This is a genomic window from Nonomuraea thailandensis (assembly GCF_024172165.1).
Taxonomy (GTDB): Bacteria; Actinomycetota; Actinomycetes; order Streptosporangiales; family Streptosporangiaceae; genus Nonomuraea; species Nonomuraea thailandensis.
Map to the genome: position 1 here is coordinate 8,245,047 of NZ_JAMZEB010000002.1, position 14,439 is coordinate 8,259,485.

The window sequence follows — 14,439 nt, forward strand, 5'->3', positions numbered from 1 at the left end:
AAACCATGACGCGCGCCGACAAGGACAAGCCTGTCGTTCTCTCACATATCTACACCCGGGGTGGCGACGACGGCACGACAGCGCTGGTCGACATGAGCCGCACCGCCAAGACCGACTCCCGGCTGGCGGCCTACGCCGACGTGGAGGAGGCCAACGCCCACCTGGGTCTGGCGCTGTCCCACGGCACGTTCCCCGACGACCTGGCCCAGTGCCTGGTCCGGGTGCAGAACGAACTCTTCGACGTCGGGGCCGATCTGGCCACGCCTGTCGTCCCCGATCCGGAGTTCCCGCCGCTGCGGGTGGAGCAGTCGTACATCGACCGGCTGGAGGAGCAGATCGACCGCTTCAACGCCGGCCTCAAGCCGCTACGCAGCTTCATCCTGCCGGGCGGCGACCCCGCCACGGCGGCGCTGCACGTGGCCCGGGTCACGGTACGCAGGGCCGAGCGCACGGCCTGGGCCGCCCTGGAGGCCCACGACGACATGAACCCGCTGACGGCCAGATACCTCAACCGGCTGTCGGACCTGCTGTTCGTCGCCTGCCGCGTGGCTCACGCCGGCAACGAGCTGCTGTGGAAGCCCGGCGGCACCCGCTGACCGCGAGGGCCGCCTACGCGACGTCCAGATAGGCGCTGGGCGGCGCGGACTCCAGCCACGCCAGGAACCCGGTCATCGCATCGGCGCTCATCGCCAGCGAGATCCCGCGGGTGCTCCCCGTGCAGTCCACCGCGTAGAGCCCGCCCTCGATCTCCCGCCGGGCGGATACAACAAGGCCGCGTCTCGCGATTGCGTGACGCGGCCGGAGTCGAACGCCGAGCAGCGGGATCCAATGGAGCTCCCCGTCGGCGTACCGGGCTACCCCGCTCTGCCATCCGCGGTCCCCCACCCGCAGGCGACAGGGCACACTGCCGCGCGATCTGGCGAGCGTCACCCCGCGCAGCACGATGAGGGCGGCCAGCAGCACTACGAGAATCACAACCGTCGCTACCATGCCGCCCCCCTGAACGCCGCTTGATATGTATTAAACCTCTTCGCCCGCCGCGCGCAGCCGAGCCCTGGCACGCTTGGCCTCGATTGCCGCGTCGGCGTCTTCCTGGTTGGCCTCGATCGAGGCCTGGGCCCGGTCGAGAGCGTCGCGGGCAGCCGCGACGTCGACCTCGGAACCGAGCTCGGCCACCTCGGCGAGCACGGAGACCTCGTCGTCGGCCACGGAGATGAACCCCCCGTGCACCGCCGCCACCAGCTCCGGCTCCCCCTCCCGCTTCACGCGCAGCACTCCGCCCTCGACGAGGACACCGAGCACAGGTGCGTGTTGCGGCATAATACCGATCTCGCCGTCCACGGTCTTGGCAATCACCATGTCGGCCTCGCCCGACCAGATCTCACGCTCGGGTGAGACAACCCCTACGCGTAGCTTCGCCACTTGTGTAGGTTCCTTTCCGATCAGGTGGTGGTACGGCGGTCATCGCCGCACCACCACCGTGGGGCGATTAGCGACGCTTGAGTTCCTCGGCCTTCGCGATGGCCTGGTCGATGCCGCCGACCATGAAGAACGCCTGCTCAGGCAGGTGGTCGTAGTCGCCGGCGCACAGGCCCTTGAAGGAGGCGATGGTCTCGTCGAGCGGCACGGTCTCGCCGGGCTGGCCGGTGAAGGCCTCGGCCGCGTACATCGGGTGCGACAGGAATCGCTCGATGCGGCGGGCGCGCTGGACGGTGACCTTGTCCTCCTCGGAGAGCTCGTCGATACCGAGGATCGCGATGATGTCCTGGAGCTCGCGGTACTTCTGCAGGATCCGCTTGGTCTCCTGGGCCACCCGGTAGTGCTCCTCGCCCACGATCTGCGGGTCGAGGATCCGGGAGGAGGAGTCGAGCGGGTCCACCGCGGGGTAGATGCCCTTCTCCGAGATCGGCCGGGACAGAACGGTCTGCGCGTCGAGGTGCGCGAACGCGTTGTGCGGGGCCGGGTCGGTGATGTCGTCCGCGGGCACGTAGATCGCCTGCATGGAGGTGATCGAGTGGCCACGCGTCGAGGTGATGCGCTCCTGGAGCACACCCATCTCGTCGGCCAGCGTGGGCTGGTAACCCACGGCGGACGGCATACGGCCGAGCAGCGTGGAGACCTCGGAGCCGGCCTGCGTGAAGCGGAAGATGTTGTCGATGAACAGCAGCACGTCCTGCTTCTGCACATCGCGGAAGTACTCCGCCATCGTCAGGGCCGACAGGGCCACGCGCAGACGCGTGCCCGGCGGCTCGTCCATCTGGCCGAAGACGAGCGCGGTGTCCTTGAGGACGTCCGCCTCCTCCATCTCCAGCCAGAGGTCGTTGCCCTCACGGGTGCGCTCGCCCACACCGGCGAAGCACGACGTACCACCGAAGTTACGGGCGACTCGGCGGATCATCTCCTGGATGAGAACCGTCTTGCCCACGCCGGCGCCGCCGAACAGGCCGATCTTCCCACCCTGCACGTACGGGGTGAGCAGGTCGATGACCTTGATACCGGTGACGAGCAGCTCGGTACGGGACTCGAGCTGGTCGAAGGGCGGCGACGGGCGGTGGATGCCCCACCGCTCCTCGATCTTCAGCGACGCGGTCGGGACGTCGAGCGTCTCGCCGAGCGCGTTCCACACGTGGCCCTTGACGACGTCGCCGACCGGCACCGAGATCGGCGCGCCGGTGTCGGTGACCGCCTGGCCGCGGACCAGGCCGTCGGTGGGCTGCATGGAGATGGCGCGGACGAGGTTGTCACCCAGGTGCTGGGCGACCTCGAGCGTCAGGGTCTTGGTCTCGCCGCCGAGGGTCACCTCGACCTTGAGCGCGTTATAGATGTCGGGCATCGCCTCGACGGGGAACTCCACGTCGACGACGGCGCCGGTGACACGTGCCACGCGGCCAGTGCCGGCCGCGGGGGCTTCTACAGTTTCAACAGCCTCTGCAGTCATTTCACTCTTTCCCCGCTGCGGCGTCAGCGAGCGCGTTGGCGCCACCGACGATCTCGCTGATTTCCTGGGTGATCTCGGCCTGGCGAGCCTGGTTCATCTGCTGGGTGAGCACCCGCATCAGCTCGTTGGCGTTGTCGGTCGCGGACTTCATCGCGCGCCGCCGCGCGGCCTCCTCGGAGGCCGCCGACTGGAGCAGCGCGGTGAAGATGCGCGACTCCACGTACCTCGGCAGCAGCGACTCCAGCACGTCGCCGGCGGTCGGCTCGAACTCGAAGTACGGCGGGATCACCGTCGAGTCCGTCGCCTCGGTCTCCTCGACCTCGAGCGGCAGGACCCGCTTGACCACGACGTTCTGCGTGAGCATCGAGACGAACTCGGTCGAGACGATGTGGATCTCGTCGATCCCGTTCTCGTCCTTGAACGAGTCGATCAGCGTGTTCGCGATCTCCTTGGCGTCGGCGTAGGCCGGCTTCCGCGAGAACCCGACCCAGCTGCCGCCCATGTCGCGGTTGCGGAAGGTGTGCCAGGTGACACCCTTGCGCCCGGTCACGAACGGCACCACGGTCATCCCGCGGCCCTCCAGCAGCCCGCGCAGGGCCTCGGCCTCGCGCAGCACGTTGGCGTTGAAGCCGCCGCAGAACCCGCTGTCGCTGGTGACGATGAGGACGCCCGCCTTGGCGGGGTTCTCCTTCGCCACGGTCAGCGGATGGTCGACGCTGGCAGCGTTGCTGACGACGCCCGTGACGGCGCGAGTGATCTCGCGCTCGTACGGCAGCGCCTCCTGCATCCGCTGCTGCGCCTTCACGATCCGTGAGGAGGCGATGAGCTCCTGGGCGCGCGTGATCTTCGCGGTCGACTTGACCGAGGTGATCCGCCGCCGCAGCAGCCTTAGCTGGGCACCCATGTCCTACTTCTCCGCCGCCGGACGGACGACCTTCTTGATCTTCTCCTGGCCGACTTCGTCGGCTCCCAGCGGCGCCACCGGCTCGTCCTTGACCAGCAGCTCACCCGAGGAGGTGGTGAAGCCCTTCTTGAACTCCGTGATGGCGTCCTTGAGAGCGGTCACCGTGTCGTCGGCCAGCTCACGGGTCTCACGAATGGTGTCGAAGATGCCCTTGTGCGACGACTGGATGTAGTCGAGGAACTCGCCCTCGAAGCGGCGCACGTCCTCGATCGGCACCTCGTCGAGCTCACCCGTCGTGCCCGCCCAGATCGAGGCGACCTCGCGCTCCAGCGAGAACGGGCTGTACTGGGCCTGCTTGAGCAGCTCGACCAGACGCTGACCACGCTCGAGCTGGGCCTTGGAGGCGGCGTCCAGGTCGGAGGCGAAGGCGGCGAAGGCTTCGAGGTCACGGTACTGCGACAGCGACAGACGCAGCGTGCCCGCGACCTTGCGCATGGCCTTGGCCTGAGCGGAACCACCGACTCGGGAGACCGACACACCGACGTTGATGGCCGGGCGCACACCGGCGTTGAACAGGTCGGTCTCGAGGAAGACCTGCCCGTCGGTGATGGAGATGACGTTGGTCGGGATGAACGCCGAGACGTCGTTGCCCTTGGTCTCGATGACCGGAAGACCCGTCATCGAGCCGCCGCCCAGGTCGTCGGAGAGCTTGGCGCAGCGCTCCAGCAGCCGGGAGTGGAGGTAGAAGACGTCGCCGGGGAAGGCCTCACGACCCGGCGGACGGCGCAGCAGCAGCGAGACGGCGCGGTAGGCGTCCGCCTGCTTGGTCAGGTCGTCGAAGACGATCAGGACGTGCTTGCCCTGGTACATCCAGTGCTGGCCGATCGCCGAACCCGCGTAGGGGGCGATGTACTTGAAACCAGCGGCCTCGGAGGCGGGAGCGGCGACGATGGTGGTGTACTCCATCGCGCCGGCCTCCTCCAGGCGAGCGCGCACCTGCGCGACGGTCGAGCCCTTCTGGCCCACCGCGACGTAGACGCAGCGGACCTGCTTGGCGGGGTCGCCGGAGGCCCAGTTCTCGCGCTGGTTGAGGATGGTGTCGACGGCGATCGCGGTCTTGCCCGTGCCGCGGTCACCGATGATGAGCTGGCGCTGGCCACGGCCGATCGCCGTCATGGCGTCGATCGCCTTGATGCCCGTGGCCAGCGACTCCTTCACGGGCTGGCGCTGGACGACCGTGGGGGCCTGCAGCTCGAGGGCGCGCACGCCCTCGGCCTCGATGGCGCCCTTGCCGTCGAGCGGGTTGCCCAGGGGGTCGACCACGCGGCCGAGGAAGTTGTCGCCGACGGGCACGGACAGGACCTCGCCCGTCCGGCGGACCGTCTGGCCCTCCTCGATGCCGCTGAACTCGCCCAGGATGACGACACCGATCTCGCGGGTGTCGAGGTTCAGTGCCAGGCCGCGCGTACCGTTCTCGAACTCGAGCAGCTCGTTCGCCATCGCCGAGGGAAGGCCGGAGACATGGGCGATGCCGTCGCCGGCGTCGACGACGGTCCCGATCTCCTCGCGCGCGGCGCCTTCCGGTTCGTACGCCTGGACGAAGCGCTCAAGCGCGTCCCGGATCTCGTCCGGCCGGATCGTAAGCTCCGCCATCTCTACTCTGTCTCCCTCTTCGCCTAGCCGGCCAACCGGCGGCGGACTTCTTCGATTCGTCCCACAATGGTGGTGTCGATGATCTCGTCGCCGATGCGGACCGAGAACCCACCGAGCACTCGCTTGTCCACCTCGACGTTCAGGTGCACGTCACGGCCGTACGAGGTGCGCAGCCACGCCTCCAGGCGCTGCTTCTGCCCCTCGGTCAGCTCGACCGCGCTGCGCACCACCGCCACGAGGCGCTGGCGCTGCTGGGCCACGAGCTGACCGACCTCTTCCAGGCCGACTTCCAGGCTACGCCCACGCGGGTGCACCACCAGCTGCGTGATGAGGCGCAGGCTGGACGGGGCGACCTTGCCCTCGAGCAGGCTGCGCAGCAACTCGCGCTTGCCCTCCTCGGGAGCGGCCGCGTCGGCGAGCGCGCGGCGCAGGGCGGGGTTGGCGGCGACGATGCGGCCGAAGCGGAAGAGCTCGTCCTCCACGTCGTCGAGCCGGCTCTGGCTCTCCGCCTCCGCCGCGGCGGCGACGACGCCGAGCCGTTCGAGCACGTCGGCCAGGTCGCCGGCCCGCGACCACTTCGCCGAGACCGCGGCCTCGGCGGTGGCCAGGGCCGCGGCGCCGACCTTGCCGTCGAGCAGCGAGCGCAGGACGCCCGCCTTCTGCTCGGCCGGTCTGGCCGGGTCGGACAGGGCGCGGCGCAGGCCGTGCTCGCGGTCGAGCAGATCCGCGACCGCGAACAGCTCGTCGGAGAGCGCACCGAGGTCGGCACTACCGGCGACCGCGTTGAAGCGCTCTTCGACGTCGGCCAGCGAGGTCCTGCTCAAACCGCGCATCAGCGCACCGCCTGCGCGTTGGAGCTCTCCAGCTCGTCGAGGAACCTGTCCACGATCCGGCTCTGGCGGGCCTCGTCCTCGAGGGACTCGCCGACGATGCGGCCTGCCAGGTCGGTCGACAGGCGACCGATCTCGGTGCGGAGCTGGGCGAAGGCCGCCTGGCGGTCGGCCTCGATCTGCGCGTGCGCGGCCTCGACGAGGCGGCGGGCCTCGGCCTGCGCCTCCTCACGAAGCTCTGCCTTGATCTGCGCGGCCTGCTCGCGAGCCTCCTCGCGCAGCCTGGCCGCGTCGCGACGGGCCTCTTCGAGCTGCTCGGAGTAGCGCTTCTGCAGGGCCTGAGCCTCCGCCTGAGCCTCCTCCGCCCTCTTGATGCCGCCCTCGATCGCGTCGGTCCGCTCGGCCAGCGTCTTCTGGATACGCGGGACGAGCATCCTGCCGACGACGAAGAAGACGACGAGGAACGCGAAGATACCGACGACGAGCTCGTACGTGTGCGGGAGGAGCGGGTTGAACTCACCCTCCTCCGCCGCGAGGAGCGTAGCTGCCAGTTTCATTGGTGCAGCCTTTCGTCAGGGATTCTTCTGGCCTTTAGAGGTTCGCGAAGAGGAACGGCGCGACCAGACCGATCAGGGCGAGGGCCTCGGTGAGGACGAAGCCGAGGAGCATGTTCTGGCGGATCAGGCCGTAAGCCTCCGGCTGACGGGCGATGGCCTGCACGCCCTGGCCGAAGATGATGCCGACGCCGATGCCGGGGCCGATGGCGGCGAGACCGTAACCGATGGCGGTGACGTTGCCGGAGACCTCAGCGAGAACGCTCATTACTGTTATTCCTTTACTGGACGGCCGGTGAAGCGGAGTCTCACCGGTCATGGATATTCCGGTATGTGGTTCTCAGTGTTCTGCGTGCAAGGAGCCACCGATGTACATCGATGCCAGCATCGCGAAGAGGAACGCCTGCAGGAACTGGATGAAGATCTCGAACCCGGTGAAGATGATCGTCATGACCACGCCGACCACACCGACACCGGCGCCCAGCGGAGTGAGCTTCTCGAACAGGAACCAGAAGCCGACCATGCTGAAGAACGCGAGCAGCATGTGCCCGGCGAACATGTTGGCGAAGAGTCGGACCGCGTGCGTGAACGGCGCGATGATCATGTTCGAGAGGAACTCGATCGGCGACAGCAGCAGGTAGATCGGCTTCGGCAGCCCGGGCGGGAACATCATGTTCTTGAAGTAGCCGCCGGCGCCCTGGTGCTTGACGCCGAGGTAGATCTTCAGCACGTAGATGGAGATCGCGAGCACCGCCGGGAAGGCGATGTGCGAGGCCACGGGGAACTGGGCGATCGGGACGACACCCATCAGGTTCCAGACGAGGACCAGGAAGAACAGCGTCACCAGCAGGCCCATGAACCGGTCGGCGTCCTTGCCCAGGAAGGGCCGGGCGACCTGGTCGCGGACGAACATGTAGCCGTATTCGACGACGTTCTGCATGCCTCTGGGCACGAGCTTCGGCTTGGAGAAGGCGGCCCAGGTCAAGCCGATCACGATGATGGCGCTGAGGACCGCCAGCAGGACCGGCTTGGTGAACCATTCGACCCCGGGAATGATCGGAGCCAGGTCGAAGAGCTCGTTCGGCGTCGGCGCGGTGAACTCGTCGCCGTGGGCTGGGGCCGTCAGCGTAATCACGCGGCGTTCCCTTCAACGTCGTAGTGGATCACAAGGGTTTCCTCGGCGAAGTTTTCGCTACGTCGGACTAGCGAGAGAACTTCCGGTAGGCCAGATAGCCGGCAAGCACCAGCCCCAGGACGGTGCCTATGGGGAAGAACGCGGACGTGTCGAGCCAGCGGTCCAGCAACCAGCCGATGCCACCGTAGATGGCCATCCCCGCGAGCAAATGACTGGGAATCGACCACATGGCATCGGCGAAGTCGCGACCGTCTTCTTCCGGTCGGCGTTCCTGTGCGCTCATCGCGGCCCCGACGATAGCAGGCGAGTAGAGGACTAGTCATATCGGACCCCGTCCGTGAACCAGCCTCATGAGTCGCCCTTACCGGGGACCTTGGCTTCGGGGTCGACGTAAAGCATCTTGGTCTTGATGAAGGCGCGCACTTCGAAGGCCGTCCACACCAGCGTGCAGACCACGACCGACCAGGCGAAAGCCTTGGAGTTCCAGGCGGTCGTGTCACCGAAAACGCTCAGCACGATCATGATGGCGACAACCTTGACGAGGTAGCTCAGCATCGCGGCGATCGCCATCATCTGCGGTGAGACGCGGGCGGCATAGGACACCGCTACCACGCTGATGCTGAAGAAAACCCCGACCAGCAAGGTGCCGATGGCCGCGCCCAGCGCTCCCTTGCCCGCTGCGGTGAGGAAAGCCACGACCACGGTGACCAGTCCAACCAGTGCGGTCGGAATCGCGGCGCTCTTGAGTACGCGCACGTCGTTGGCCTGCATCGGTGCTCCATCAGCGAGTTATCAAGCGAGCGTTTGCTACCTCCAGAACCGGTAAGTCTGGAGTCCCTGCTCGTGAAAGATATCACAAGCTCACGGAAGACCGCTTTTACCTGCCGTTTCTAGTTCGCGATCAAGAACGGCTCGGAAAGACGGGAATGACCGGATTCCCTTCGGCCGTCGCGCGTTCGCGTGACGGACCATCGGTCGGGGGCATCTGAGGTCTGACCTGCGTATCCGGCAAAATGGGCGGCATCGGGCCCGTGGGCGGGCCGTCGTCGTTGTCGGGCTGCTTGCGCCGCGGCGCCGAGTGCGCGCCGCCCCTGCCGCGCCAGCGCGGGGCCGCCATCAGCACGAGCACGGCCAGCGCCAGCACGATGACGACGGGGAACAGCAGCACCGGCACACCCTCGCGGGACATCAGCACGACACCGAAGGCGAACAGGAACGCCCACGCGTACATGATCAGCACGGACCGCCGCTGCGAGTGGCCGATGTCGAGCAGCCGGTGGTGCAGGTGGCCGCGGTCCGGCGCGAACGGCGAGAGGCCCTGCGAGGTGCGCCGCACCACGGCCGTGATCAGGTCGACCAGCGGCAGGACCAGCACCGCGGCCGGCAGCATCAGCGGGACCAGCACACCGACCTTGTTCATGTCGTCGATGGCGGCCGGGTCGAGCGGGGTCACCGTCACGATGGAGGAGGCGAGCACCAGGCCGATCAGCATGGCCCCGGTGTCACCCATGAAGATCTTCGCCGGATGGAAGTTGTGCGGCAGGAACCCCAGGCAGGTGCCGATGAGGACGGCGGCGATGGCGGCCGTCGTGGTGATGTTGCCCGCGCTCATGCTCTGCGCGAGGAAGATGGAGTACGCCCAGGTGGCCATGGCCGCGATGCACACGATGCCGGCCGCGAGCCCGTCGAGCCCGTCGACGAAGTTGACCGCGTTGATGGTCACGACCACGACCAGGATGGTGATCACCGTGCTGAGCGTGTAGTCGAGGCTCATCGAGCCGCCCCAGTCCTTGGGCAGCGGGATGTAGAGCAGCCGCAGGTTGAAGAAGACCAGCACGCCCGCCGCCGCGATCTGCCCGCCGAGCTTGATGAAGGCGTCCATGCCCCACCAGTCGTCGAGGAACCCCGTCACCGTGATGAGGCCCCCGGCCACGATCAATCCCGTGACCACGTCGGCGTCGTACCCGGCCAGCGCCTCGCCGGTGTGGGTGAGCTGGCTGGCCGTCAGCAGACCGATGACCAGGCCGCCGTACATCGCCAGACCGCCCAGCCTGGGCGTCGGCGTGGTGTGCACGTCGCGCTCGCGGACCTCGGGCATGGCGCCGATGCGGATGGCGAAGCGACGCACCAGCGGGACCAGCAGATACGTGACCGCCGCTGAGATGAGCGCCATGAAGAGGTATTCGCGCACGAACCTAGTTTCCCGGATGCTCCGGCCAGCTGTGACCGGAAAACGACACAGACCCGCTTAATATTCGCTGAGATATGGCCTGTGGATGGCGAGAAGCGCCGCAACTCTTTCCCTGATCTCCGCCGAGCTGCCCGGATGCCGCACCGCCCGCGTCACGAGCGTGCCGACTTCTTTCAGCTCCTGGGGCCCCATCCCCTGAGTGGTCACGCACGGCGTGCCCACGCGGATGCCCGAGGTGATCGCGGGCGGCTCGGGATCGTACGGGATCACGTTGCGGTTCAGCGTGATCCCTGCGGCCGCGCACCTGCGCTCCGCCTCGGCCCCCGACACCCCCGCCTCGCGCAGGTCGATCAGCGCCAGATGCGTGTCCGTGCCCCCCGAGACGGCCCGCATCCCCTCCACCGCCAGCGCCTCCGTCAGCGCCCGCGCGTTGGCGATCACCCGCCTGGCGTAACCGGCGAACTCCGGCCGCATCGCCTCACCGAACGCCACCGCCTTGGCCGCCACCACGTGCATCAGCGGCCCGCCCTGCACGAACGGGAACACCGCGCGGTCGATCTTTCCTGCCAGCTCCTCCGTGCACAGGATCGCGCCGCCGCGCGGCCCGCGCAGCGCCTTGTGCGTGGTGAACGTCACGACGTCCGCGTACGGCACCGCCGACGGGATCGCGCCGGCCGCCATCAGCCCGATCGGATGCGCCACGTCGGCCATCAGCCACGCGCCCACCTCGTCCGCGATGCCGCGGAACACCGCGTAGTCGATCAGCCTCGGGTACGCCGTGGCGCCGCACACGATGAGCTTCGGCTGATGCCGCAGCGCCAGGGCGCGGACCTCGTCGTAGTCGATGAGTTCGGTGTCGCGACGCACCCCGTACGAGACGACGTCGAACCATCTTCCCGAGAAGTTCACCTTGGAGCCGTGGGTGAGATGGCCGCCGTGCGGCAGCGCCATGGCCAGCATGGTGTCGCCGGGCTGCAGCAGGGCGGCGTACGCGGCCAGGTTCGCCGAGGCGCCGGAATGGGGCTGGACGTTGGCGTGCTCGGCCCCGAACAGCTCGCGCGCCCGCTCGACCGCCAGCCGCTCCGCCCGGTCCACCACCTCGCAGCCGCCGTAGTAGCGCCTGCCCGGGTAGCCCTCGGCGTACTTGTTGGTGAGGGTGGAACCCAGGGCGGCCATGACGGCGGGCGAGGTGAAGTTCTCGCTCGCGATGAGCTGGATCCCGCCGCGCACCCGGTCGAGCTCGTCGATCAGGATCTGCGCGATCTCGGGATCCTGGTCCTGCAGCATCCCGAAGTCCGGACCGTAGTAGGGCTCCGTACCCATTTCTTCACTGTACGCCCCAATGTCCGTTTCTCCCAGACACCCCGCACCGTCACCGTCCCGACCGCGTCCCCGCCGCCATCGCCGTCACCGTTCCACCCGCGTCCCCGCCGCCATCGCCGTCACCGTTCCACCCGCGTGCCCGTCACCAGAAGGGCTGCGGCACGTCCGTCGTCCGCACCCATCGCGGCATGTCCCCGGCCGCGTCGCTGATCGACGTCAGGATGGAGTGGCGGTAGAGCGCGAGCCGGCGGCGCCACTCACGGATGTCCTCCACGTAGCGCTCGCCCACCGGGGCGTCCCACGTCTGAGGGCTCCTGGCCAGCGAGTACGCCTTGTCGAGCGCAGTCCGGAGCGTCTCCAGCTGGGGCAGGACCTCGTCCCACGCCTCGACGAGCTTCTGGTAGTCGGGGTTGAACCTCCAGGGGTGCTGGAGGCCGTCGGGGCCGCCCGGGGACGCGGGCGGGGCCTCGTCGCGGCCCTTGGGCCTGGGGGCCGGTGGGTCGGCGTACATCACGCGCTCCTCTCCGGCCGGCCCGGGTCGATCGCCCCCGGCGGGCCGTCCGGGCCGACGTCCTCAGGGGCCCATTCGCCCTTGCCGTACTCGCCTGGTGGGATCTGGACGGAGGGCATGTCCTGGGGCTGGATGTCGCGGTGGTGGTCGATGACCGTTCTGAGCGCGTCCAGGGTGGGCAGGGTGGTGTCGGAGGTGACGACGTCGCTGCCGTCGTCCGCCCATGAGGTCCCGTCCGGGCCGGGCGTCGCGTCGTGGTCTTGGTCCACGTCGTAGGCGATCAGGATGTCGTACGCGGGACCGGCGCCGCCGCCCGCGTCCACGCCGACGCCACCGCCCACCGCCGCAGCACCGCCGCCCGACTCCACGCCGACGCCCACCACCGCAGTGCCGGCGGCGACCGGTGGTTGCGATGGCGGGTCGGCGCCGTAGCCGGTCTCCGCCGCCCGGCCCTGCGCAGGCTGCCCGGCGTCGCCGTGCTGCCCTGTCTCCGGGGCTGTGGGCGGCGTGTCGGCGTTGCCGGTGGGTGTCTCGGCGGGGTTGGTCGGGGGGATGGCCACAGGCTCTCCTGGGCCGCCTCCGCCCTGCTCCGGCTGGTCGTCCGCGGGACGGTCACCCGCCGGCTGATCTCCCGTGGGCCTGTCGCCCGCCGGCTGGTCCGGCTCCGGGTCCTGATCCGTCGGCGGAACGCCCGTGCCATCGCCCCTCGGCGGGCTGTACGCGTCCCCGTCCCTGCCACCATCACGCGGCGGGTTGTCCGCACCTCCACCTGCGCCGTCACCTGGTGGCGGGGTGCGCGTATCCCCGCCCGTGCCGTCATCGCGCGGCGGGGTGCGCGCGTCCCCGCCCGTGCCGTCATCGCGCGGCGGGGTGCGCGTATCCCCGCCCGTGCCGTCATCGCGTGCCGGGGCGTCCGTGTCCTTGCCCGAGTCGCAGGCCTCGTCGCCCGGCGTGGTGCCGGTGCCCGACGCGTCCGAAGCCGAACCGCCGTCCGGCCCCGTCACCGAGCCGCCGTCCGGGGTCGTGCCGCCCGCGGGCATGGCATCCGCCGTGGAGCCGCTCACCGTCGCCGTGCCGCCGGTAGTGGCCGAGTCCACCGGAGGCGGGGTCGCGGGCGTGCTCCCGCCCGTATTCGGGCTGCCCGCGTCGATCGAGCCCGCGGGCCCGTCCGGGCGGATGTCGCGCTCGGCCCATTCGCCCTTGCCGTACTCGCCCTCCGGAACCTGCACTCCTGGCATGTCCTGGGGCGCGATCTGCCGGTGGTCCTCGATGACGGTCTTGAGAGCGTCCAGGTCCGGCGGGTTCGCCTCGGCGGAGACCACGTCGCTGCCGTCGTTGGCGTAGTCGTCCACGTTCGTGGCGTTGTCGTTGACGTTCGTGGCGTTCGCCTGGCCCGTTCCGTCGGCGGGAAGTTTCGGCATCTCGGCCGGTTGCACCTTGTCCGGGTTCTCGAGCATGTCCTCGATCACCGCCGCCTGGGGCGCGTCGAGCGGCACCTGGAGGACCTTGACGCCATCGACCACCACGACCCTCGGCTTGGTGGCGTCCTGCCCGTCCTGTCCGTCCGCGGCGGGACTGTCCGTGTCCCGAGCGGGCGTGTCCGTGTCGCGGGAAGGAGTGTCCGTGTCCTGTCCAGGCGGGTCCGTGTCCCTGCCGGAGGCATCCGTGTCCTTGGAGGGCGGCTCGGTGCCCTTGGAGGGCGGGTCCGTGTCCTTGGCGGGCGGTTCGGTGTCCTTGGCGGGCGGGTCGGTCACGCCGCGATCCGACTCGGTCCCCTGATCGCGCCTGCTGCCCAGATCGTCGTCCTTGGGCGTCTCCACGGGCTGGTCCCCGGTCTTCCCCTCGGAGCCGGCCCCGCCGTCCCGCCCCGTCCCCGCGCCCTCGGCGTCGTCGCAGGTCTTCCCTTCCGCGCCGGTCTTCCCCTCGGAGCCGGCGGTCCCGTCCGATCCGGTCCTACCGTCTGACCCGGTCTTCCCGTCCGAGCCGGTCTTCCCGTCCGAACCCGTCTTCCCATCGGCGTCCGTCGTCTTGTCGGAGCCGGTCTTCTTCTCCCCGTCGGATTCCCCTGTACGCGGATTCTCGTACTGGTCCCGATCCCCCCGCACGTCCTTGGGCTCGTCCGTGGACCCGCCCCGCCCCCCGGGCGGATCCTCCCGTTTCTCCAGCGCGGCGAGCCGCCCGTTGACGTCCTTGACCATCTCGCCCACCGCGTCCGCGACCTGCGCGGGCCGGTGGGTCGCCTCCGTGGGCACGCCGGCGCGCTGCATGGTGGCCCTGACCCGGTCCTCGATCCCGCGCATCTCCGTGGCCGCGTGTTTCACCTCGGTCAGCAGGTCACGGACCAATCGGGGATCCATGCCGTCGTACTTGCCCATGGGCCGCTCCCGGACGTATCGCCGC

16 protein-coding genes are annotated in these 14,439 nt (G+C 69.1%); 1 reads left to right on the plus strand and 15 read right to left on the minus strand.

The genetic code is table 11. The features are described 5' to 3' along the window. Positions 1-5 precede the first annotated feature (5 nt). Positions 6-596: a cob(I)yrinic acid a,c-diamide adenosyltransferase gene (locus tag HD597_RS41635; RefSeq protein WP_253750401.1), complete on the plus strand. Its 591-nt coding sequence runs from the start codon at positions 6-8 to the stop codon at positions 594-596. Between the two features lie 13 nt (positions 597-609). Here HD597_RS41635 and HD597_RS41640 read toward each other — a convergent pair whose 3' ends face one another. The 15 genes from HD597_RS41640 to HD597_RS41710 form a co-directional block, all read right to left on the minus strand. After that, the gene (locus tag HD597_RS41640; protein WP_253750404.1) at positions 610-975 is read right to left on the minus strand and encodes a DUF2550 domain-containing protein; all 366 of its coding nucleotides are present in this window, start codon (positions 973-975) and stop codon (positions 610-612) included. A 45-nt stretch (positions 976-1,020) separates the two neighbouring features. Beyond that, positions 1,021-1,422: a F0F1 ATP synthase subunit epsilon gene (locus tag HD597_RS41645; protein ID WP_080042501.1), complete on the minus strand. Its 402-nt coding sequence runs from the start codon at positions 1,420-1,422 to the stop codon at positions 1,021-1,023. A gap of 67 nt (positions 1,423-1,489) precedes the next feature. Next, entirely contained in the window at positions 1,490-2,938 is a 1,449-nt protein-coding gene (gene atpD, locus HD597_RS41650; protein ID WP_253750407.1) for a F0F1 ATP synthase subunit beta, read from the minus strand. Between the two features lies 1 nt (position 2,939). Further along, the gene (locus HD597_RS41655) at positions 2,940-3,842 is read right to left on the minus strand and encodes a F0F1 ATP synthase subunit gamma (RefSeq protein ID WP_253750409.1); all 903 of its coding nucleotides are present in this window, start codon (positions 3,840-3,842) and stop codon (positions 2,940-2,942) included. Between the two features lie 3 nt (positions 3,843-3,845). Beyond that, on the minus strand, positions 3,846-5,495 hold the full coding sequence (gene atpA, locus HD597_RS41660) for a F0F1 ATP synthase subunit alpha (RefSeq protein ID WP_253750412.1): 1,650 nt from the start codon (positions 5,493-5,495) through the stop codon (positions 3,846-3,848). Positions 5,496-5,518: 23 nt separating this feature from the next. Next, positions 5,519-6,328, minus strand: a complete 810-nt coding sequence (locus tag HD597_RS41665; RefSeq protein ID WP_253750415.1) for a F0F1 ATP synthase subunit delta — start codon at positions 6,326-6,328, stop codon at positions 5,519-5,521. Further along, positions 6,328-6,882, minus strand: a complete 555-nt coding sequence (locus tag HD597_RS41670; RefSeq protein WP_253750418.1) for a F0F1 ATP synthase subunit B — start codon at positions 6,880-6,882, stop codon at positions 6,328-6,330. The genes HD597_RS41665 and HD597_RS41670 overlap by 1 nt, the downstream gene beginning before the upstream one ends. Positions 6,883-6,916: 34 nt before the next feature. Beyond that, positions 6,917-7,147, minus strand: coding sequence for an ATP synthase F0 subunit C (gene atpE, locus HD597_RS41675; protein WP_103955992.1), 231 nt, complete (start codon positions 7,145-7,147; stop codon positions 6,917-6,919). Between the two features lie 72 nt (positions 7,148-7,219). Beyond that, positions 7,220-8,014 carry a F0F1 ATP synthase subunit A gene (atpB, locus tag HD597_RS41680; protein ID WP_253750421.1) on the minus strand — a complete coding sequence of 265 codons (795 nt, stop codon included), beginning with the start codon at positions 8,012-8,014 and terminating at the stop codon, positions 7,220-7,222. A gap of 67 nt (positions 8,015-8,081) precedes the next feature. Further along, entirely contained in the window at positions 8,082-8,297 is a 216-nt protein-coding gene (locus HD597_RS41685; RefSeq protein WP_253750424.1) for an AtpZ/AtpI family protein, read from the minus strand. A 65-nt stretch (positions 8,298-8,362) separates the two neighbouring features. Continuing rightward, positions 8,363-8,785, minus strand: a complete 423-nt coding sequence (locus tag HD597_RS41690) for a Cg1360 family ATP-synthase-associated protein (RefSeq protein WP_253750427.1) — start codon at positions 8,783-8,785, stop codon at positions 8,363-8,365. Between the two features lie 130 nt (positions 8,786-8,915). Beyond that, entirely contained in the window at positions 8,916-10,205 is a 1,290-nt protein-coding gene (locus tag HD597_RS41695) for a glycosyltransferase family 4 protein (RefSeq protein WP_253750431.1), read from the minus strand. A gap of 57 nt (positions 10,206-10,262) precedes the next feature. Then, positions 10,263-11,528, minus strand: coding sequence for a serine hydroxymethyltransferase (gene glyA, locus HD597_RS41700; protein WP_253750434.1), 1,266 nt, complete (start codon positions 11,526-11,528; stop codon positions 10,263-10,265). A 142-nt stretch (positions 11,529-11,670) separates the two neighbouring features. After that, positions 11,671-12,039, minus strand: a complete 369-nt coding sequence (locus tag HD597_RS41705; RefSeq protein WP_253750437.1) for a hypothetical protein — start codon at positions 12,037-12,039, stop codon at positions 11,671-11,673. Further along, positions 12,039-14,414, minus strand: a complete 2,376-nt coding sequence (locus HD597_RS41710; protein ID WP_253750440.1) for a hypothetical protein — start codon at positions 14,412-14,414, stop codon at positions 12,039-12,041. Before HD597_RS41710 ends, HD597_RS41705 begins: the two co-directional genes overlap by 1 nt. Between the last annotated feature and the right edge of the window lie 25 nt (positions 14,415-14,439).

What these genes read in the sequence shown, in the direction of transcription:
- atpE (WP_103955992.1), bottom strand. Translation starts at nt 7,147, where the DNA reads ATGAGCGTTCTCGCTGAGGTCTCCGGCAACGTCACCGCCATCGGTTAC.
- HD597_RS41635 (WP_253750401.1), top strand. Translation starts at nt 6, where the DNA reads ATGACGCGCGCCGACAAGGACAAGCCTGTCGTTCTCTCACATATCTAC.
- atpA (WP_253750412.1), bottom strand. Translation starts at nt 5,495, where the DNA reads ATGGCGGAGCTTACGATCCGGCCGGACGAGATCCGGGACGCGCTTGAG.
- HD597_RS41690 (WP_253750427.1), bottom strand. Translation starts at nt 8,785, where the DNA reads ATGCAGGCCAACGACGTGCGCGTACTCAAGAGCGCCGCGATTCCGACC.
- HD597_RS41710 (WP_253750440.1), bottom strand. Translation starts at nt 14,414, where the DNA reads ATGGGCAAGTACGACGGCATGGATCCCCGATTGGTCCGTGACCTGCTG.
- atpD (WP_253750407.1), bottom strand. Translation starts at nt 2,938, where the DNA reads ATGACTGCAGAGGCTGTTGAAACTGTAGAAGCCCCCGCGGCCGGCACT.
- HD597_RS41670 (WP_253750418.1), bottom strand. Translation starts at nt 6,882, where the DNA reads ATGAAACTGGCAGCTACGCTCCTCGCGGCGGAGGAGGGTGAGTTCAAC.
- glyA (WP_253750434.1), bottom strand. Translation starts at nt 11,528, where the DNA reads ATGGGTACGGAGCCCTACTACGGTCCGGACTTCGGGATGCTGCAGGAC.
- HD597_RS41705 (WP_253750437.1), bottom strand. Translation starts at nt 12,039, where the DNA reads ATGTACGCCGACCCACCGGCCCCCAGGCCCAAGGGCCGCGACGAGGCC.
- HD597_RS41685 (WP_253750424.1), bottom strand. Translation starts at nt 8,297, where the DNA reads ATGAGCGCACAGGAACGCCGACCGGAAGAAGACGGTCGCGACTTCGCC.
- HD597_RS41655 (WP_253750409.1), bottom strand. Translation starts at nt 3,842, where the DNA reads ATGGGTGCCCAGCTAAGGCTGCTGCGGCGGCGGATCACCTCGGTCAAG.
- HD597_RS41665 (WP_253750415.1), bottom strand. Translation starts at nt 6,328, where the DNA reads ATGCGCGGTTTGAGCAGGACCTCGCTGGCCGACGTCGAAGAGCGCTTC.